Raw genomic sequence first — 17,842 nt, forward strand, 5'->3', positions numbered from 1 at the left:
GTCACGCGTCAGCTCCCTTCGGACTCCCGGGCCTCGCGGGATCCGGCGATCTTTTCATGGCCAGCGGCCCACAGCGCATGTTCGTCGCTGCCATCCTGATAGGGATTGGCCTCGCGCGGGATGTTCTCGCGCGCGGCGCGCTCGCCTTCGGCGAAGGGATCGCGATCAGCCGTCATGACTTTGCCTTTCCGGATCTTGGACGCGCGGTTCGCTTGGCATTTGCCTGATCGAGCTTGGCACTCTTGCGCAGCGCGTCCTTCAGGTCGGCCGGTATGCCGTGCTTTTCCAGGAGGTCTGCGAAGGCCTCGTCCGCCAGATCCTGAAGCGTCTCCATGCGGTCGCGCGCAAGCTGCTTGAGCTTGCCGAACGTGTCCTCGTCGAATGCGATCAGCTTGCGCATGATCGTCGCCGCCTCCTTTTTCAAATCGTGCGTGACGGAAATGTTCCGGAACGCGCCCGAGCGCCCTTCGTTGGTGCCCGAAAGGGAGAGTTTCCGATGATGAGATTGCCTGCAACAGTTTCGGCAGCGATGTTCGTATCGATGCTTGGTCTCGCGGTCCTTGCAATGCCGACGACCTCGTTCGCACAAAGCAGCGGAGGTACGGGCGGAAGCAGCAGCGCGACGTCCGCCAACGGTCCGGGCGGTACCGGGGCGACGAGTGGGGTTGCTCCGCCGCCCGGCACGAACAGCCTCGGCACCGCACAGTCCTCCGGCGGGACCGTCGGCATGGGATCCGGTAGTGGAGACAAGTCAGTCGACTCGGTGGTCAATGCCGAGAACAAGAAGATCGACAAGACGGTGAAAAGCATCTGCCGCGGCTGCTGAGCCGGCAGGGATGGGCCAATCCCTTAAGTGCTTGAAAAGCAGCCGTAAAAAACAAGGCCGTTGACGCAATATACCGCCAACGACCTTGCCAGCCCCGGATATTGAAATTGGCTCACGCCATCCGGTAGCCCGCAGCATGACGCGGAATCATACGGGGGAATGTGATCTAGTTCACATGACGCAAAATTTTGGCGCACCAGGCCGGAACAAATCGCCGCCGGCCAAATCAGCTTCGCGATCTGCCCCGCTTGCGCAGGCTGGCATGGCGCCGCGCCGCTTTCCGGCGGCCAACTGCCGGCGTTTCGGTCTCCGTGGCCTGCGCGCTGGCGAAGGACTGTTTGAGCCCGTCGACGGATTCGGTCAGGGTCGCGACCTGCTCCGACAGGCGCTTGGTGTCGGCCTGTTGCGAGGCAAGCAGACGTTTGACCGTCAGAAGCTGGTCCTGCACCACCTGGAGCTGGTCGATCGATTCCTGCTGGGTCGCCTCCAGCCCCTTGGTCTTCTCCACGAGTTGCTCGGAGGCCTGTGCGGTGCGGGCCTGCAGCAGCCGGGTGGTGACCACCCGGTCGGACTCCGGGGCGGTGCCGCTATAGACGCGCCAGATCGCGATCGAGGTGACCCCGGTGACGAGCAGGAGCAAGGTCGCAGCCGTGAGCGCGATCGGCTGGCTGCCGAGACGGGTCAAGGCGCTGGTTCGCGCGTCGCGCGGTGCGAGATCAATCATCGCTGACAAAGCCCAAAAAAATGAACTGAAGTGGCGAAGACCAGCGGCAACGGCCGCCGGGGCGTCCCGAAAACATTACATTTCGGCAAGAAATAGGACCAAAAAGAGGCTGCGGGGGCAAAAAAGGGCCGTTGCGGCCGAATATGGCCGCTAGGGCCGCGGGATTCAGGGCTGAAAGCCGCTCAGCGGTCCCGAATACGTCTTCGCCCGCGGCGCCGCATAGGGCCCCAGCCGCGACGTTTGCAGTCCCAGCCGGACGAGCGCCTCGGCGAGGGGGACGGCTGCGGCGACGCCGTCGACGACCGGGAGGCCATGCTTGGTCGCTAGCTCGCCGGCGAGGTCGGCCATGCCGGCGCAGCCGAGGACGATGGCCTCCGTGCGGTCCTCGCGGATCGCGGCCGTGATCTCGCCGGAGATCTTGCCGAGCGCATCGGCATTGCGCGCCTCAAGCGCGAGCACGGGGACCTCGGCGGCACGGACGCGGGCGCAGCGCTCGGCGAGGCCGTATTTACGCAAATTATGCTCGATCGGCACGATGGAGACACCGAGCGTCGTCACCACCGAGAAGCGCGCCGCGATCAGGCTCGCCATGTGGAACGCGGCTTCACCGATGCCGATCACCGGTGCCTTGGCGATCGCACGCGCCGCATCGAGGCCGGTGTCGTCGAAACACGCGATGATGTGGGCGTCCGCGCCATCGCGGTCGGCCTCGCGGATGCAGCCGAGCATGCCGGGCACGGCGAAGGCCTCGTCGTAGAAGCCCTCGATCGAGACCGGGCCCATCGCGGGCTGACGGGCATCGATCAATGTGTCCGGCAAGGCGACAGCGCGGGCGGCTGTGGCGATCTTTGCCGTCATCGCGGCCGTGGTGTTGGGATTGACGACGTGGAGCCGCATCAGGTCAGACCAGTCCCTTGCCGGCATCCGATCCCTTTGCGGCCTGCCGCTTGTTCAGCATGTGGATGGTGCCGAGCGCGAGCGTGATCACCGCAAAGGAGACCGCGGAGATGATGGTGCCGAGCGCATAGATGTCGGGCTTCGTCACCGTGGTGGTGAGGCCCTGGAGATCCAGCGGCAGCGTGTTCACCGATCCGATCGCCTGGCTGGAGCGGGCGAGCTCGTCCCAGGACAATGTGAAGCCGAACAGCCCGATGCCGATCACCGAGGGCAGGATGATCGGCAGCACGACGTGGCGGAAGGTCTGCCAGGGCGTCGCGCCGAGATCGCGCGCGGCTTCCTCGAGCCTGGGGTCGAAACGGTTGAAGATCGCGAACATGATGAGCAGGCCGAACGGCAGCGTCCAGGTCAGATGCGCACCTAGGCCCGAGGTGAGCAGGCCCATCGAGGTCTCGAAATTCTCGTTCCAATGCGCCTTGATGAGATCGTCGATGATGCGGAATTCCAGGGAGATGCCGAGCGAGGTGATGATGGAGGGAACGATGAGGCTCGCGATCGCCGAATAGAACAGGATGCTCTGCGCCTTGAACCTGCGGCGGAACGCCATGCCCGCGGCGACCGACAGCACGACGGTGACCGCCATCACGACCAGCCCGAGTAGGAGCGAGCGGCGGAAGGCGGCCCCGAGATCGACGATGCCGGTACCCTCGAACAGCTTTGCCAGCCAGAAGGTGGATACCCCGTTCATCGGGAAGGTGAGGCCGCCCTGCGGGCCCTGGAACGATAGTACGTAGATCGCGATCATCGGGCCATAGAGAAACAACACATAGGCCGCGAAGAAGATCGCGAGCACGTAGAAGGAGCGCGGGCGTCCTTCCTTCATCACAGCTCCTTCCGGATGTCGACGATGCGCGACATCATGGTGATGATCAGGAAGGTGATCGCGAGCAGGATCACGGCGTTTGCAGCAGCCGCGGGGAATTGCAGCGCGTTGAGCCGGGTCTCGATGATCTTGCCGGCGGCGGCGATCTGCTGGCCGCCCATCACGCCGATGGTGATGAAGTCGCCCATCACGATGGTGATGACGAAGATCGAGCCGATCACGATGCCGGGTTTTGCAAGGGGGATGATGACGTTGACGAGGGTCTGGAAGCCGGTGGCGCCGGCGTCATAGGCGGCCTCGATCAGTGACTTGTCGATGCGCACCATCGAGTTGAAGATCGGCACCACCATGAAGAAGGTGAAGAGGTGCACGAGCGCGAGCACCACGGAGAATTCGGAATAGAGCAGCCATTCGACCGGCTGGTCGATCACGCCGATCTTGAGCAACCCGGAATTGACGAGGCCGTTGCGGCCGAGCAGTGGAATCCAGGCGATCATGCGGATCACGTTCGAGGTCCAGAACGGGATCGTGCAGAGCAGCGACAGGCCCATCTGCCAGGTTTTGGACTTGATATGGAAGGCGAGGAAGTAGGCGACCCAGAAGCCGACGAACAGCGTGATCGCCCAGACCATGAAGCACAGCTTCAAAGTCTTCACATAGGTCTTGCCGATCGTGCAGAGATCGGGGAGCTGCCCGATGCAGCCTTCGAACGTGTCGGTGTAGCCGCGGCCGGAGAAGGCGGGCAGCAACTGGTATTCGTTGTAGTCCCAGAAGGAGACGATGACGACGAACACCAGCGGGATCAGGAAGAAGGCGAGGAAGACGAGCATCATCGGCCCGGCCTGCAGCCAGGAGATGAAGGAAGGCGACAGACGCGCCGCTTTCTGGCGCGCCTGTCCCGATCCCCGGGCGAGGCCCGGGGATGCCTGTTGCAAGTGCTCGTCGGACGTGTCCATCACGCTGCGATGAACTCGTTCCACTTGCGGACCATGTAGTCGTTCTCGTCCATGACCGCGTTCCAGCAGGCGACGCCGCCCATACGGTCCTCGTACGAACCGCCGTCGCGCACGGCACCGGCCTTCTCGAGAAGCGAGCCGTCGGGCGCCTTGATGTCCTTCTCGGCGGGCTTGCCTTCCATCCAGTAGGCCCACTCGTAGGGCTCCATGTGCGCCTTCGCGGTCGAGAGCACCGCGGAGTAGTAGCCTTGGCGGTTGAGGTACGCGCCGGCGTAGCCGGACAGGAACCAGTTGACGAACTCGTAGGCCCAGTCGAGCTTCGCGCCCGACACGCCCTTGGAGACGCAGAAGCCCGAGGCCCACGAGCGGTAGCCTTCCTTCAGCGGCTGGAAGGTGCAGGCGATGCCCATGGAGCGGACCTTGGTCACGGCCGGCGACCACATCGACTGGATGACGGTCTCACCCGACGCCATCAGGTTGACGCTCTCGTTGAAGTCCTTCCAGAAGGCGCGGAACTGACCGGCCTTCTTGGCTTCGGTCATCACCTTCATGGTGAGATCGATCTCTTCCTTGGTCATGTTGCCCTTGTCGGCATATTTGTACTTGCCGGTGGCTTCCACGACCATCGCCGCATCCATGATGCCAATCGAGGGGATGTTGAGGATCGAGGCCTTGCCCTTGAACTCGGGATTGAGCAGCTCGGCCCACGAGCTGATCGGGCGCTTGATGAGATCGGGACGGATGCCGAGCGTGTCGGCGTTGTAGACGGTGGGGATCAGCGTCACGAATTCGGTCGCCGACTTGGCGAAGGTCTTGGAGTCCTTGCCTTCGAGATAGAGCACCTTCCATGGCGCGGTGCCCTGATTGCCGATCTTCTTGCCGCCGGGCGTCTCGCCCTTGGTGAAGACGGGAGTGATGTTGTCGAATTCCTTGATCTTCTTGGCGTCGAGGGCAAGGATGTTGCCGGAGGGCACGAGCTTCTTCAGCGAGAAATATTCGGTGTCGAGCACGTCGAAGGAGTTCGGCTGGGTCATCACGCGCTTGGTGACGTCATCGGTCGTCGCGGTGATGTATTCGATCTTGATGCCGGTGTCCTTCAGGCACTGCTTGGAGATGTCATCGCCCTCGTTCACGGCGGTGCCGAGATAGCGCAGCACTTTCGGCTCGGCCGACATCACGTAGGGGAAGCCAGTGATGGCGCCGGAGCCGGCGGCGAAACCTGCGAGGCCCGCGGTCCCCTTCAACAATGTGCGGCGGCTGACGCCGGTCTTCCTCGTCGTCTCTGTCATGTCGGTCACTCCTCTGTGTTGCGCATTTTCTGGACTGGATGGCGCTATTGCAGACGCTGCGCCTTGGCGGGATCCCAGGTGGCCAGCACGCGATCGCCTGGACGGAAGGGGTGGGCGTCGAAGGTGGACTCGGGAACATGGGAGAACAGGGCGGTGCCGTCGTCGAGCGTGAGCGAGACGGCGACATAGGAGCCCTGGTACTCGGTCTCGGTCAAAAGCGCTGGCGCGCCGAAAGCGCCGTCCGCGATCGGCTTGATGCCGAGCTGATCGGCGCGAACCGCGATCATCTGGCCGGCATCCGAGAGCACGTTGTGTCCGCCGATGAAGCGCGCGACGAACTCGGTGCGCGGATGGTGGAAGATGTCGCGGGCGCTGCCCTGCTGCTCGATGCGTCCCTGGTTCATGACCACAATGTGGTCGGCGAGCGCCATCGCCTCTTCCTGGCCGTGCGTGACCTGGATGAAGCTGATGCCCAGCTCGCGCTGAAGCCGCTTCAACTCGCCGCGCATCCTGACGCGCAGGAACGGATCGAGCGCAGAGAGCGGCTCGTCGAGCAGCAGGATCTGAGGCTCGGTGATCAGGGCGCGGGCAAGCGCCACGCGCTGCTGCTGGCCGCCCGAGAGCTGCGCCGGCAGGCGCGCGGCATAGGGCGTCATTGCCACCAGTTCGAGCAGCTCGCCGGCGCGCTTGTGACGCGTCGCGCGATCGATGCCGCGCATCTTCAGCGCGAAGGCAACGTTGTCGAGCACGGTGAGATGCGGAAACAGCGCATAGGACTGGAACATCATCGCCGTGCCGCGCTTGGCCGGCGGCAGGTCGGTGACGTTGTGGGGGCCGAGGATGATGTCACCCTCGCTGACCGCCTCGTGGCCGGCGATCATGCGCAGCGTCGAGGTCTTGCCGCAGCCGGAGGGACCGAGCAGGCAGCAATAGGTGCCGGCCGGAATCTTGAGGTTGACGCTGTCGACCGCCAGCGTCGTGTCATAGCGCTTGGTGACCGAGACCAGTTCGAGGGCGGCGGGAAGGGCCATGGGGCTCCCAGGGATAGGGCGATTTACTCCTTCCCTCGGCAAGGCCCGTGCCAAGCGGAAGTCCGCGGCATTTTTTTGGAACTGCCTAGCAATGTCAGATCGTTAGCCCGGAGACCGCAAATCCGAGCGGTGCGGCGGTGGCCGCTACGGTGCATCGTGCACACAAAATGGTCAGGGATTGTATAAAGTTTCGCCTGTCATTGGATACGGCTGGTCGACTAACCTTTGCAGCCTGATTTGACGATCGAGCCCCAAATCAACGAGCCCACATACAACAAGCCAAAGTCTATGGCCGCCAAAGCTCAACCGAAGTCTGACACATCGCTCGCAGCAGACAATGGCAGCGACCGCGTCAGCCGTATCCGGGAGGGCGTCACGACAGCGATCCTCGAGCATCGGCTGCTGCCGGGCACCAAGCTCGGCGAAGACGAAATCGGTGAGATCTACGGCGCGAGTCGCACCCTGGTCCGCACCGCGCTGCACCGGCTCGCGCATGAGGGGATCGTCAGCATCGAGAAGAATCGCGGCGCATTCGTTGCGCGGCCGACGCCGGCCGATGCGCGCGAGGTGTTCCAGGCGCGGCGGCTGATCGAGCCATCGATCGTCGATCACGCCATCGACGCGGTATCGCCGGATTGGCTTGAGCGCCTGCAACAACATCTCGCCGAAGAGCATGCGGCGGAAACCCGCGGCGACGCCAGGGCCTCGATCCGGCTGTCCGGCGAGTTTCACCGGCTGGTCGCCGAGATGTCCGGTCACAGCATCTATGCCGGTTTTCTCAAGGAGCTGATCGCGCGCTCCTCGCTGATCATCCTGCTCTATCGCCGCCACGACACGCCCGCCTGCGGCACCAGCCATCATGCCGAGATCGTCTCCGCGATCCGCAGGCAGGACAAGTCGCAGGCGCGCGAGCTGATGCTGTCACATCTCACGGAGATCGAGGCCGAGCTGTTTCTGAAAGAGCCGGCCGCTGACGAACCGCGGCTTTCCGACGTGCTTGGCGCCTGAGGCGCGGATCGCGAGCCTCCAGCGGTCGGTGGGCCCAGGCCCGAGGACCGGCGTCAATGCAAGCTTTCACTATCGACGGCGAGCTGTCCGTCTTGTGTGATCTCGTATTCGCCGTTTCGCTTCCTCATCCACCCGGACCTGACCATCTCCCGCGCGGTCTGAACGGAGCAAATCGGATGATTGCCTCCTGGGTGATACAGCCTGTCGTTTCGGACAATGAGATGCCCGTAGAGCTGAGCCTGACGCAGGGCCCTGCGCATTCCGGGCGAGGGATTTTTCATGTCTCTTCAAGCTCGGGCGCAAAATGCGTCGGCTCAAAGCGAGCGACGCGACGAAAACCCTGCCATAGCTCTATCACCTCGTGACCTGCCAGCATCTCCGCTTTCAGTTTCGCGGTTGCGTCGTCGGCGCATGTAAGATCAATGCGGCCGGCAATATGTCCGCCAGGCTGCATTACATAGGCACGATAGTCGATCCATCCCCATGTCCTCGGCACTTTGTGCTTCAGGAGGTCCAACGAGATGCGTAACTGCGCAAACGATTGGGCGATGTGCTCGTCTACGATGCGGCTGCGAAGCTCAGTCGGACTGCGAAGCGACACGCGATCGATTACGCGCATGGTGGAGATCCTCCAGCCGCAATTGAACGATCTCGGAGGTCGGCTGTTCCGTTCTTCGGAACAGTTTTCGCGCTGACGTCAAATGATGCCGAATAGAATGAAAAATCCGACCTCGACGAGGAAAACGAGGCCGGTGATCACCGACATCAGAAACACGTCACCCGGCGACAGGAACTGCATGGCTCGCCTCACACCGCTCGCGAGCCCCCATTCTCAATTCACCTATGTTAAAAAGGTTTCGGTTCCCAGGCGGCGTCACATACCCGAAAGCGTGGCGGCTTTCGCCGCCACGCGCGCCCTAGGTCTCAACCGGAATAAGGGAGGACACTTCCCGATCCCGCAGATTCTCGCTTGTCGCGAGGCCGGCAGCAACGCCGGTGCGGTCGGCGGCGGGACGGTTCTGGCTCATCTTGCGTTTGCCTTCGAACCGGCTCACGGGGATGCGCACACCGACGATCCCGCGCAGCTGCGCGGCGATGAAATCGGCAGGTGCTTCGCCGACAGCCCAGGGCTTGGCGCGCGACGCCTCATGCAGGTTGGTCAGCCGCGTGACCACCTCGAGCAGACGTTCGCTCTCCTCGAAGAACTCAACCGGGCCATAGGCGTGGACTGCGATATAATTCCATGTCGGCACCACCTTTCCGGTTTCCTGCTTGGTGACGTACCAGGAAGGCGTCACATAGGCTTCCGGACCCATGAAGATCGCGAGAGCCTCACCGGTGGGCGCGGCACGCCATTGCGGATTGGCCTTCGCCAGGTGTCCGTACAGCACGCCGCGCTCGCCTTCGGTCTCATCCAGGAAGAGCGGTAGGGGTGTCGCGACCGGCCCTTCAGCAGTCGCCGTGACCAGATTGGCGAGGCGGGCGGAGCGGATGGTTGCGCGGATGCTCTCGATATCGTCATCCTGAAGGCAGGGGGCACATACATGGCGGTTCTCCGGTCTCGGCCCGGAGATACCCCTCGAGCTGGTAGGCTGGAAACTACCAGTTATCGAAGATTTTGGTAATCCAGTTGTCGCGACCTGCGCTTAGCGACGCGTCGAGCGCAGTTGATCCACCACGACAGCCAGGAGCTGGCAGCCGCGCTCGATCTGGCGGGCCTCCAGCGCGGCGTAGCCCATGACGAGCCCGACGACATTCGGTCCAGGCCGGCGCGCCTGCTGCCGTTGATCGAATAGCGGCGAAACGGGGTAGATGCCGATCCCTTTGGCGAGAGCGGCTTCAATCAGCGCCGCTTCGGACGTGCGGGGGAGATCGCGAAACCAGACCACGACGTGCAAGCCGGCCGCGGCGCCGTCGATCTGGATTCGCTCGCCAAATCTGCGACGCAGGGCATCGAGGAGAATGTGCCGGCGCTCGCCATTGCGTCGCCGGACGCGCCTGACATGGCGGTCATATGCGCCGGTATCGAGCATCGTCGCGAGTGCGTCCTGCTCGGCCAGCGGTGTGTGCCTGTCCATGAGCTGCTTGGCTGCGACGAAAACGGACTGGAGTCCTTGCGGTACGACGAGATAGCCGATCCGCAGCGTGGGGGAGAGCGTCTTGGAGACCGTCCCGAGATAGATGACGTTCTCGCTGCCTTCGAGAGCGTGCAGCGGGGGGACAGGTTTGGTGTCGTAACGGTACTCGCTGTCGTAGTCGTCCTCGATCATGTAGGCGTCGAACTTTCTTGCCCAGGCGAGCAATTGGTGCCGGCGCCCGATTGGCATGACGCCGCCAAGCGGAAACTGATGCGACGGCGTCACGTAAGCCAGCCGTGCTTCGATCTTCGCAAGCTGCTCGGTATCCAGCCCGTCCGCGTCCACCGGAATTGAGACTGCGAGCGCCCCGGTGACCGAGAAGACATGACGTGCCATCAGGTAGCCGGGATCTTCCATGATGAACCGGTCGCCGCCATCGAGCAGAAGCCGCGCGCACAGATCTAGCCCCTGCTGCGAGCCGTTCACGACGATGATCTGATCAACCTCGCATCGCACCGCCCGCGACCGCCAGAGATAGCCTTGCAGTGCCGTCCGCAGCCGCCGCGAGCAGCAAGGATCGTCGTAGGTCAGTTTTTCCGGCCGCTGCGTGATCGCTGCGGCCATGGCTCTCTTCCACGCCAGCACCGGAAAGTCCGTCGGTGAGAGATCACCGTAGCGAAAGTTCGCGATGAGCTTGCGAGCTTGGTCCCTGGGGCGCGGCGTGAATTGTCTCAATCGCTCGCCGTAGCTCGACAGTCGCGCCTTTCGCGACGACGGCGACCTGGCGTCCACGGTCCGGGTTTCGGCAACAGCTCTCGCAACGCGCGGCCTTGCGCCATGCCGGACGTCGATGAAGCCCTCCGCCGCGAGTTGCTCGTAGGCAACCGTCACGGTCGAGCGCGATACGCCGAGCTCTCCGGCAAGCGCGCGGGACGAGGGCAGCAGCCCATCGGCGCCGTACACGCGTGCCAGGATCTGCTCCCTGAGCGCTTCGTAGATCTGGCGCGCTCCCATTTTTCGGGTGCGCTGCGCACCGGGCGCTTCTGTCTGGACCATCGAAAGTTCACAAATGCGGCTGATCGGCAAAGCCAGTTTGTGGCCATTCGAATCGAATGCCAAGCTGTCTCTATGAGGGATGGAGTTGCGGGAAGCAGTTATCGCTGGCCCAAAAAGATTGCGGCCAGCCATTGGGGGATGGCTGGCCGCGCGCGAACCGGTCTGGGACGGGGAGGGGTGGGGATGTGACCGGGTCGCGTAACTCGTTCCTTGCTAACTATTGATCCTTGGCGCTGGCGGTAGAAACCGCCGGCTTGGTATCGCCGAGCGAAACCCAGACGTTGGGATCGCTCTGCGACTGGCGCTTGACGAAGCGGTAGCCGGTCTCGGTCCAGGCGACGACATTCTCGTTCTGATTGTCGAGAATGAACTCGCCCTTGTCGGTCTTGACCGTCAGCACCGCGTGTCCTTCACCCTTCTTGTCGCGCACCACGGTGATCAGCAGGGCCTCGCGCGGCCATCCGGCATCGATCAGCATCTTGCGCTTCAACAGCACATAGTCCTCGCAGTCGCCGTAGCCGTCGGTCGGCAACGACCACTTCTCGATCACGCCCCAGTGCTCCATGTCGGTCAAAGGCTTCACGGTCTCGTTGACCCAGCGATTGACCTTCAGCAGATCGCGCCATGCCGTCTGCGACATCACGATGTCGCGCGGCTGCGACGGACCGCCCTGGCATTGGGCAGCATTGTCGGCACAGAACTCGACCCAGCCGATCGGCGCACGCGTATTGTCGCCGAGGCTCGCATAGAGCAGGCGGCCTTCGCCGGCCTGCGCCGTTGCGCTGATCCCGAAGAGCATGGCGGCAACCGCCAGCTCTTTCCCCTGTCCCCTGAAGTCGAACATCGTGGCCCCCGTTTCTTGTTGGGACCACAATTCGCACGAAGCTTTTGCGTTGCCGCTAAATGGGCCAAGTCAAATCGAGACGAATGCAAGTAAAACGAGCGCTGAATTCGATTTAGACTTGAGCAGAATTCGACTAAAATTTGAGAATACTGGAATTGAATAAAATTGTAGACATTAACGCGCTAGGTCCGGAGAACTCAGCGTTTTTGCGCTGCGCTGTCGCCCGCATTAACCGGCACGCGCTCGCGCGCGAGATGTAAAAAAGGCGGCGTCCGCGTTGCGGAGGCCGCCTTTTCGGTTCGATTGCTGGATTTTTCAGGCGATTGCGCTTTACCGCGCGGTAACGCTCTCTTCGAGAGTCTCGACCGGCTGCTCGTGAACGAACTCCAGCGCGAAGCCATCCTCGAGATTTCTGACCACGCGGCCCTGGACGCGGCCGAGCATGACCTGCGATTTCAGCGGAGGCCGGTTCTCTGCGGCAATGGCGGCGCCGGACAGCGACAGGTCGATGATACGGCAGGTCATCTTGGTGCCGTCCTCGAGCGTGAGCACCGCGATCGGGTTGCGAGGTACGATACGGTCGTGGCGGCGATCCTCCGGCAGATTGAGGATGTCGCGGTTGGCAAGCCAGGTAAGCTGGGCCGCGAGCTTGTCGCGCTTGCGGGGCGTTGCCCCGATCGTCATGGCGAAGCCGTTGTCGATGATCCGGGTGATCTTGCCCTCGACGCGGCCGATATGGTCGAGATAGGCGACCACACGGTCGCCGACATTGCCGATGCCTGGGGCGAGCAAAGCGAGGCCGCCCGGTGACATGTTGATCACCTGGCAGGGGAATTCACGGCGGTCCGGCAGCATATAGCGGCCGAGCAGATGTACTTTCACCCGCTGGAAACGCCGACGCTCTTCGGCGGCAGGAAGAAATTTTTTGTTCGCCAACGCCATTTTCACTACCCGACCCCCGGGCGGAGTCCCAACGACCCTAAGGCGCACAGGGTTAACGCGCCGTTAGCGGGATGGGCGAGACGTTCAGAATAGGTCAGGTGGGCTGCGCGCGCTGGGCGGCGACGCGCTCGAAAAGCCATAATAGAGGTGGGCAGGCGAGCAACGCGGCGGCGCCAAGATCGAGGGCCGCCGCCGCGCTTCCGGCCCAGCCGGCGAGCCGTCCGGCGACCACTGGTCCGAGCATCATTGCGGAATAGAACACGGTGAGGAACAGTCCCATCCCGATCGCGCGCGTCCGCGGTGCGAGCACGCGCGCCGGCAGGCTCATGATCGGTCCGGCCGGCTGGCCAGAGGCGAGACCAATCGCGATAACGGTCGCGATCACGGCACCGGATCGGGTCAAAAGCACCAGCAGCAGCGCAAGGGCGAGGCTGCCGCCGACGAGCAGGATGAGCGGCCGCCCGGTCCGGTCGGCCAGAACACCTCCGAGCGGGACGGAGACGGCCGAGATCCACAAAGCGAGGCTGATCACAGAGCCTGCCGCCGCCACGGTCCACCCTCGCTCGACCAGCAGCGACGGGCCAAACGACAGGATCATGGCAAAGCCGACATTGAACAGGCCCCAGATCGCGCCGGCGATCATCACCGCGGTCACCGTCCGCCGATCGAGATGTGCCGATGTCGTCGCTGCCGTCCCGCTCTCGGGCGGGGGCCGGTAGAGCAGCATCAGGACGATACCTATGGCGAGCACGGCGCAGACGGTCATGAACACCGCGCCGGTGCCGCCCGCCGTGCCAATCGCGGGCAATGTCAGGAGCGAGAGCGCGATTCCCGTTGGCCAGGAATTGATGACAATGCCCATGGCGGTTGCGATCTCTTTGCCCGCAAACCAGTCCGTGGTCATCTTGGTGAGCTGCACGCTCAGCAGCACGCCGCCGACACCGGCGATCAGCCGGCCTGCGATCTGCGAACTCCAGTCGCCCGCGAGCGCCATCGCGAAGCTGCCGGTCATCATCAGGGCAAGGGCCACGAGCGCGGTGCTCTTGTCGCCGAACCGCGCGCCGACCGCGCCGCCGGGCAGCGCCAGCACGATGCCTGGCGTGAAGTAGAGGCCGATCAGGAGGCCGATGTCGGCAATTCCGATGCCAAAGGTCTGTTCCAGGAGCGGTGCGACCGCAGCCACGCTCTGGAACTGGAACGCCATGGTGAGGCGCACCGTGAACAGGATTGCAAGAATGCCCCAGCGATTGCGCAACGTCTCACCCCGTTGAGACTTTTGCAGTCAGCGTGGGCCGGCGAGAGAGGCGTGTCAACGGACAGGGGGTCCCTCGAGCTGGGACGGTCTAACCCTTCTGCGTCGCGCGCCAATAAAGGACGAGCAGCAGCGCCAGCAGGACGGCGGCCGACAGGGCGAGCGACCAGTGAATGCCGATCGCCGCGCCGAACAGGCCGACGGTGATGCCGCTGAAGGCCCGCATTCCGAGCCCGGCCATATTGAACAGGCCGACGACGCGTCCGCGGATATCGGCCGGCGCGTTGAGCTGCACCAGCGCCTGCGCCATGGTGTTGAACGACAGCTCGAAGAAGCCCGCGGCAAACAGCAGCACGATCGCCAGCGGATAGATCCGCACGGACGCGAAGGCGAGCAGCGAGATGCTCCACAGCATAGCCAACGAGATCGCGGTCCGCGGCGTGCCCTTGAGCCGTCCCCACGATTCCAGCGCGATGCCGGCGAGCAGCGCGCCAGCGGCGTCGGCCGCCAGAAGCACGCTGTAGGACACGCCGGGATCGCCATGGCCGAGATCGCCGGCAAAGCCCGGCATCTGCGCGTGGTAGGCGTTGCCGATCATGAAGGATGTGAGCCCGGCCAGCCATGTCATCGCAGTCAGCACCGGCTGCGTGCCGATGGAGCGGATCGTCAGCACGATGTCGGCCAAGCCGCGGACGGCGAAGCGCCCCGCTGCGACGCTTTTGTCCCGCGCGGGCGCCCAGAACAGCCAGAGCAGCATGGGCAGGTAGAACAACGTATTGAAGATGATGCCGTGCGAGGCGCCCAGCGTCAGCATGATGACGGCGCCCACGGCAGGGCCGACCAGGATGCCGAGATAGCGCGCCATCGCATTCAGCCGCACCGCGCTCGGCAGATCGGCAGGTCCAACGAGGTCGTAGAGCAGGAGCTGGTTCGGCGTCTGCCACAGGACGCCCGCGCAGCCATGGATGACCAGCAGCAGCATCGCGTGCCACATCTGGATCGTATCGGTGATGAAGAAGATGCCCCATCCGGTGGAGGCAACGATGAACAGCAGCATCCCGCACTGGATGATGCGGCGCGGATCGAAGCGGTCGGCGAGGCTGCCGGTCGCGACGGAGAACAGCAGGAACGGCAACCAGTGCGACAGCACCGCAAAGCCAGCCAGCGCCGGGGAGTGAAATTTCTGGAACACCACCCAATAACTGATCACGTGCTCGATGTTGTCGGCCATCATGGCCAGCACGTAAGCCACGAACTGCGCCCGATAGGGGCGCGACTGCATTGCTGCGAACGAACTCGGTGCAGCCGCCGGTTTCGTGGGGTTGTGAATATTCAATCGATGACCTGGGTAAGAATTTGGCGGGGATTACAGTCTGACACCTTCGTCGAGCGGCCTTGCAGCCCGGATGGAGCGGAGCGAAATCCGGGAGCAGGCGGCCCCGCATTCCGCTCCATGCGCCAGCTCCGCTGGCGCCGCGGTTGGCATCGCGTTGAACCTCACATAGGCTCCATCGCAGCCTGCGACATTCAACACAAGACGGGCAGTGAGGAAATAGCCATGGAGTCAATCCGCGTATGCACACACGCCGGGCCGGGCAGTGAACCTGTCATCCGCACCGTGCCGTGGCCGAAGGTCGGGAGGAAAGCGGCGCTGATCAAGGTCGGCGCCTGCGGCGTCTGCGGCACCGACCTGCACATTCTCAAGGGGCATTGGCCCAAACCATTGCCCTGGCCGTTCACGCTCGGACATGAGCTCGGCGGCGTCATCGTCGAATGCGGCGAGGAGTTCACCGAAGATTTCATGAGCAAGCCGCTCCGCGTCGGATCGAAAGTGATGATCCCGCCGCTGATGCCCTGCGGCCATTGCTACTACTGCATCCATTATCCGGCGACGGCCAACAAGTGCCTGACGCCGGTCTATTACGGCCGCTATCTCGGCTTCGACAAGGCGCCGCATCTGTGGGGCGGCTGGGCCGAATATGTCTATGTCGATCTCGACATGCTGCCGGGCACCAAGATCTACAAGCTGCCCGACGACATGTCGCTGCGGCTCGGCGCGCTGTCCGAGCCGCTGACGTCCTGCATCCGCGCCTTCAACCGCGCGAGTCGCGCCGGTGGCTTCACCTGGGGCGACACGGTCGTGATCCAGGGGGCGGGTCCTATCGGCATTCTGGCGGTCGCGGCTGCGCGGGAGATGGGAGCGGGACGCGTAGTCTGCGTCGGCGCGCCGGAAGAGCCGCGGCTCAAGCTGGCGCGCGAGTTCGGCGCGGAGACGACGGTGAACATCGAGGAGCTGAAGATGCCGCAAGATCGCATCAAGGCCGTGCGCGACATCGTCGGCGGTTTCGGTGCCGATCTCGTGATGGACTGTTCTGGCCACCCCTCGGCCGGCCCCGAAGGCGTCGAAATGCTGCGCGATGGCGGAACCTATGTCGAGATGGGCCAGTTCACGGATGCCGGATCGATCGAGACCTCCTGGCATCGCATCTGCACCAAGGACCTCAACGTGCTGGGCTCCTGGGGCTTTACCGGCAACGATCTGCCGCTCGGCGTCGACATGCTCTACCGCACGGCGGGCAAATATCCATGGCTGAAGATGCAGACGATCTATCCGTTCACGGAACAGGGCGTCGCGCAGGCGGTGGCGGACGCGATGGCGATGAAAACGGTGAAATCGACCATCGTGCCGTGGCCGGAGTTGGTGGAATAAGAAGAGCGGAGACGCGGAGAAAGGCTTCGCCGCCCTGAAAGTTCCATCAGGAATCCGCGAGATGTCCACGCCGGGGTGAAACTTAGGTCCAAGTTCCGACTTTCACTTGGCGGGAGAATGACTGTGAAGCGTATCCTGGAACCCGTCACTTACATCCTTGCTGCCGTCTACTTCCTGGTGGACGCGGTTTTCATGGCCGTGGCGAGGCCCATATCGCGCTGGCTTGGGCGGCACCTGGAATTCAAGCGGTTGCGGGCCTGGATCAGATCGCTGCCGCCTTATCCGTCGCTCGCCCTGTTTTCCGTGCCTGTGATCATCCTCGAGCCGATCAAGCCCATCGCAGCCTACCTCGCCGCAACGGGGCAGTTTGTCAGCGGCGCGGTGGCGTTCATCATCGGCGAACTGCTCAAGCTCGTTCTGGTCGAGCGCCTGTTCCACCTCACGCGTGACAAGCTGATGAGGATTCCGGCTTTTGCCTGGGCCTATGGGAAGTTCGCCGAGGTGAGGGCGTGGTTGCAAGCAACCGAGGCTTGGCGGGTCGTCCGCGCCTTGAGCCGTGCGGCGCGGGACTATGTTGCGCAGGCCAAAGCAAGGCTACTTGGCGGCTTCAGCAAGCTGGCGACCTTTCGGGATTAGCGTCAGATGGAGCAATCTGCCGTTCAGGCGAGCTTGCGTGGAGCCGCAGTCGCCTTGTCACCGGTGTTCGGCGTGCCGGTCGGCTCAATCAACAGAAGATGAACCTCTTCACGCGCCATGGGCCGATGTTCGACCCCCTGGGGGACGATGTAGAGCTCACCCGGCTTGAGCGTGACCGTGCGATCACGCAATTCGATGTCGAGGCTGCCCTTCAGGACGAGAAAGAAATCATCGGTGTCATCGTGCTTGTGCCAGGTGAATTCTCCCTTCACCTTCACCACCATCACGTCGCAGTCGTTGAAGGTGGCGACGGTGCGCGGCGACCAGAAATCCCCGAAGGTCGCGAGCTTGTCGGCGAGCGATATCTTGTCGGCCATGTGTCACCCGTGTCGCGTTGATTTCGTGCAGTAACGACTTGGGATCGAACTGCTGACGCGACAAGGTCCATTCGTGGCGTGCTGCGAGCGAGGCGCCGTAGGGTGGGGTTAGCGAAGCGTAACCCATCGTTTTGGTTAGCGCACGGAAGACGAGGTGGGTTATGCCTTGGGCCAACCCAGCCTACGCGTATGGCTGCTCAAATCAGGGTCGGAACCCTGGGTTGCCGCCGTGCAGGTTCGTTGACTTAGGTCAACATTCTCAGAACCGAAAGCATCCCAAATTGTCGCACCATCATCTTGCCAGCGGATCGGCATCACATTCGTCGAGCGAGC

The 17,842-nt window shown here is 63.3% G+C and carries 19 protein-coding genes and 1 pseudogene; 4 read left to right on the top strand and 16 right to left on the bottom strand.

Annotated features, from left to right (window positions below):
• Positions 1-8: 8 nt before the first annotated feature.
• Complete coding sequence (locus Q3C01_RS11875) at positions 9-176, bottom strand: hypothetical protein (RefSeq protein WP_458145506.1); 168 nt, start codon at positions 174-176, stop codon at positions 9-11.
• Positions 173-400: a hypothetical protein gene (locus Q3C01_RS11880; protein WP_458145507.1), complete on the bottom strand. Its 228-nt coding sequence runs from the start codon at positions 398-400 to the stop codon at positions 173-175. Before Q3C01_RS11880 ends, Q3C01_RS11875 begins: the two co-directional genes overlap by 4 nt.
• A gap of 96 nt (positions 401-496) precedes the next feature.
• Here Q3C01_RS11880 and Q3C01_RS11885 point away from each other — a divergent pair, with 96 nt between their 5' ends.
• The gene (locus Q3C01_RS11885) at positions 497-826 is read left to right on the top strand and encodes a hypothetical protein (RefSeq protein ID WP_458145508.1); all 330 of its coding nucleotides are present in this window, start codon (positions 497-499) and stop codon (positions 824-826) included.
• A 226-nt stretch (positions 827-1,052) separates the two neighbouring features.
• On the opposite strand, the gene Q3C01_RS11890 is transcribed toward Q3C01_RS11885, so the two are convergent.
• From Q3C01_RS11890 to Q3C01_RS11915, 6 genes are all read right to left on the bottom strand, one after another.
• Positions 1,053-1,550, bottom strand: a complete 498-nt coding sequence (locus tag Q3C01_RS11890; RefSeq protein ID WP_458145509.1) for a hypothetical protein — start codon at positions 1,548-1,550, stop codon at positions 1,053-1,055.
• Positions 1,551-1,715: 165 nt separating this feature from the next.
• Positions 1,716-2,447 carry an aspartate/glutamate racemase family protein gene (locus Q3C01_RS11895; protein ID WP_458145510.1) on the bottom strand — a complete coding sequence of 244 codons (732 nt, stop codon included), beginning with the start codon at positions 2,445-2,447 and terminating at the stop codon, positions 1,716-1,718.
• Between the two features lie 4 nt (positions 2,448-2,451).
• Positions 2,452-3,330 carry an ABC transporter permease gene (locus Q3C01_RS11900; protein ID WP_458145511.1) on the bottom strand — a complete coding sequence of 293 codons (879 nt, stop codon included), beginning with the start codon at positions 3,328-3,330 and terminating at the stop codon, positions 2,452-2,454.
• Positions 3,330-4,286, bottom strand: a complete 957-nt coding sequence (locus Q3C01_RS11905) for an ABC transporter permease (protein WP_458145609.1) — start codon at positions 4,284-4,286, stop codon at positions 3,330-3,332. Before Q3C01_RS11905 ends, Q3C01_RS11900 begins: the two co-directional genes overlap by 1 nt.
• Entirely contained in the window at positions 4,286-5,575 is a 1,290-nt protein-coding gene (locus Q3C01_RS11910; RefSeq protein ID WP_458145512.1) for an ABC transporter substrate-binding protein, read from the bottom strand. The genes Q3C01_RS11905 and Q3C01_RS11910 overlap by 1 nt, the downstream gene beginning before the upstream one ends.
• A 44-nt stretch (positions 5,576-5,619) precedes the next feature.
• Positions 5,620-6,606, bottom strand: a complete 987-nt coding sequence (locus Q3C01_RS11915; protein WP_458145513.1) for an ABC transporter ATP-binding protein — start codon at positions 6,604-6,606, stop codon at positions 5,620-5,622.
• A gap of 288 nt (positions 6,607-6,894) precedes the next feature.
• On the opposite strand from Q3C01_RS11915, the gene Q3C01_RS11920 reads away from it, so the two are divergent.
• Positions 6,895-7,614: a GntR family transcriptional regulator gene (locus tag Q3C01_RS11920; RefSeq protein WP_458145514.1), complete on the top strand. Its 720-nt coding sequence runs from the start codon at positions 6,895-6,897 to the stop codon at positions 7,612-7,614.
• Positions 7,615-7,891: 277 nt separating this feature from the next.
• Here the strand turns inward: Q3C01_RS11920 and Q3C01_RS11925 are convergent, their stop codons facing one another.
• The 7 genes and pseudogenes from Q3C01_RS11925 to Q3C01_RS11955 all read right to left on the bottom strand — a co-directional run bounded on the left by Q3C01_RS11925 (position 7,892) and on the right by Q3C01_RS11955 (position 15,116).
• Entirely contained in the window at positions 7,892-8,233 is a 342-nt protein-coding gene (locus Q3C01_RS11925; protein WP_458145515.1) for a hypothetical protein, read from the bottom strand.
• Positions 8,234-8,531: 298 nt separating this feature from the next.
• Positions 8,532-9,160, bottom strand: a pseudogene (locus Q3C01_RS11930) (FMN-binding negative transcriptional regulator).
• Positions 9,161-9,260: 100 nt separating this feature from the next.
• Positions 9,261-10,748 (bottom strand): MocR-like pyridoxine biosynthesis transcription factor PdxR, encoded by a 1,488-nt coding sequence (gene pdxR, locus Q3C01_RS11935; protein ID WP_458145516.1) that lies wholly within the window; start codon positions 10,746-10,748, stop codon positions 9,261-9,263.
• Between the two features lie 217 nt (positions 10,749-10,965).
• Positions 10,966-11,592, bottom strand: a complete 627-nt coding sequence (locus tag Q3C01_RS11940) for a transglutaminase-like cysteine peptidase (RefSeq protein WP_458145517.1) — start codon at positions 11,590-11,592, stop codon at positions 10,966-10,968.
• A 330-nt stretch (positions 11,593-11,922) separates the two neighbouring features.
• The gene (locus Q3C01_RS11945; protein WP_027527896.1) at positions 11,923-12,534 is read right to left on the bottom strand and encodes a PilZ domain-containing protein; all 612 of its coding nucleotides are present in this window, start codon (positions 12,532-12,534) and stop codon (positions 11,923-11,925) included.
• Positions 12,535-12,628: 94 nt separating this feature from the next.
• On the bottom strand, positions 12,629-13,789 hold the full coding sequence (locus Q3C01_RS11950) for an MFS transporter (RefSeq protein WP_458145518.1): 1,161 nt from the start codon (positions 13,787-13,789) through the stop codon (positions 12,629-12,631).
• Positions 13,790-13,877: 88 nt separating this feature from the next.
• Positions 13,878-15,116, bottom strand: a complete 1,239-nt coding sequence (locus Q3C01_RS11955; RefSeq protein ID WP_458145610.1) for an MFS transporter — start codon at positions 15,114-15,116, stop codon at positions 13,878-13,880.
• Positions 15,117-15,344: 228 nt separating this feature from the next.
• On the opposite strand from Q3C01_RS11955, the gene Q3C01_RS11960 reads away from it, so the two are divergent.
• Together Q3C01_RS11960 and Q3C01_RS11965 are read left to right on the top strand one after the other, a co-directional pair.
• Positions 15,345-16,496: a zinc-binding dehydrogenase gene (locus tag Q3C01_RS11960; RefSeq protein WP_458145519.1), complete on the top strand. Its 1,152-nt coding sequence runs from the start codon at positions 15,345-15,347 to the stop codon at positions 16,494-16,496.
• A 123-nt stretch (positions 16,497-16,619) separates the two neighbouring features.
• On the top strand, positions 16,620-17,132 hold the full coding sequence (locus tag Q3C01_RS11965; RefSeq protein ID WP_458145520.1) for a hypothetical protein: 513 nt from the start codon (positions 16,620-16,622) through the stop codon (positions 17,130-17,132).
• A gap of 23 nt (positions 17,133-17,155) precedes the next feature.
• On the opposite strand, the gene Q3C01_RS11970 is transcribed toward Q3C01_RS11965, so the two are convergent.
• Positions 17,156-17,509 (bottom strand): cupin domain-containing protein, encoded by a 354-nt coding sequence (locus Q3C01_RS11970; RefSeq protein ID WP_458145521.1) that lies wholly within the window; start codon positions 17,507-17,509, stop codon positions 17,156-17,158.
• Between the last annotated feature and the right edge of the window lie 333 nt (positions 17,510-17,842).

Source organism: Bradyrhizobium sp. UFLA05-109 (genome assembly GCF_054185165.1).

Coding starts and splice junctions, on each gene's coding strand:
- Q3C01_RS11875 (WP_458145506.1), bottom strand. CDS start 176: ATGACGGCTGATCGCGATCCCTTCGCCGAAGGCGAGCGCGCCGCGCGC.
- Q3C01_RS11880 (WP_458145507.1), bottom strand. CDS start 400: ATGCGCAAGCTGATCGCATTCGACGAGGACACGTTCGGCAAGCTCAAG.
- Q3C01_RS11885 (WP_458145508.1), top strand. CDS start 497: ATGATGAGATTGCCTGCAACAGTTTCGGCAGCGATGTTCGTATCGATG.
- Q3C01_RS11890 (WP_458145509.1), bottom strand. CDS start 1,550: ATGATTGATCTCGCACCGCGCGACGCGCGAACCAGCGCCTTGACCCGT.
- Q3C01_RS11895 (WP_458145510.1), bottom strand. CDS start 2,447: ATGCGGCTCCACGTCGTCAATCCCAACACCACGGCCGCGATGACGGCA.
- Q3C01_RS11900 (WP_458145511.1), bottom strand. CDS start 3,330: ATGAAGGAAGGACGCCCGCGCTCCTTCTACGTGCTCGCGATCTTCTTC.
- Q3C01_RS11905 (WP_458145609.1), bottom strand. CDS start 4,286: ATGGACACGTCCGACGAGCACTTGCAACAGGCATCCCCGGGCCTCGCC.
- Q3C01_RS11910 (WP_458145512.1), bottom strand. CDS start 5,575: ATGACAGAGACGACGAGGAAGACCGGCGTCAGCCGCCGCACATTGTTG.
- Q3C01_RS11915 (WP_458145513.1), bottom strand. CDS start 6,606: ATGGCCCTTCCCGCCGCCCTCGAACTGGTCTCGGTCACCAAGCGCTAT.
- Q3C01_RS11920 (WP_458145514.1), top strand. CDS start 6,895: ATGGCCGCCAAAGCTCAACCGAAGTCTGACACATCGCTCGCAGCAGAC.
- Q3C01_RS11925 (WP_458145515.1), bottom strand. CDS start 8,233: ATGCGCGTAATCGATCGCGTGTCGCTTCGCAGTCCGACTGAGCTTCGC.
- pdxR (WP_458145516.1), bottom strand. CDS start 10,748: ATGGTCCAGACAGAAGCGCCCGGTGCGCAGCGCACCCGAAAAATGGGA.
- Q3C01_RS11940 (WP_458145517.1), bottom strand. CDS start 11,592: ATGTTCGACTTCAGGGGACAGGGGAAAGAGCTGGCGGTTGCCGCCATG.
- Q3C01_RS11945 (WP_027527896.1), bottom strand. CDS start 12,534: ATGGCGTTGGCGAACAAAAAATTTCTTCCTGCCGCCGAAGAGCGTCGG.
- Q3C01_RS11960 (WP_458145519.1), top strand. CDS start 15,345: ATGGAGTCAATCCGCGTATGCACACACGCCGGGCCGGGCAGTGAACCT.
- Q3C01_RS11970 (WP_458145521.1), bottom strand. CDS start 17,509: ATGGCCGACAAGATATCGCTCGCCGACAAGCTCGCGACCTTCGGGGAT.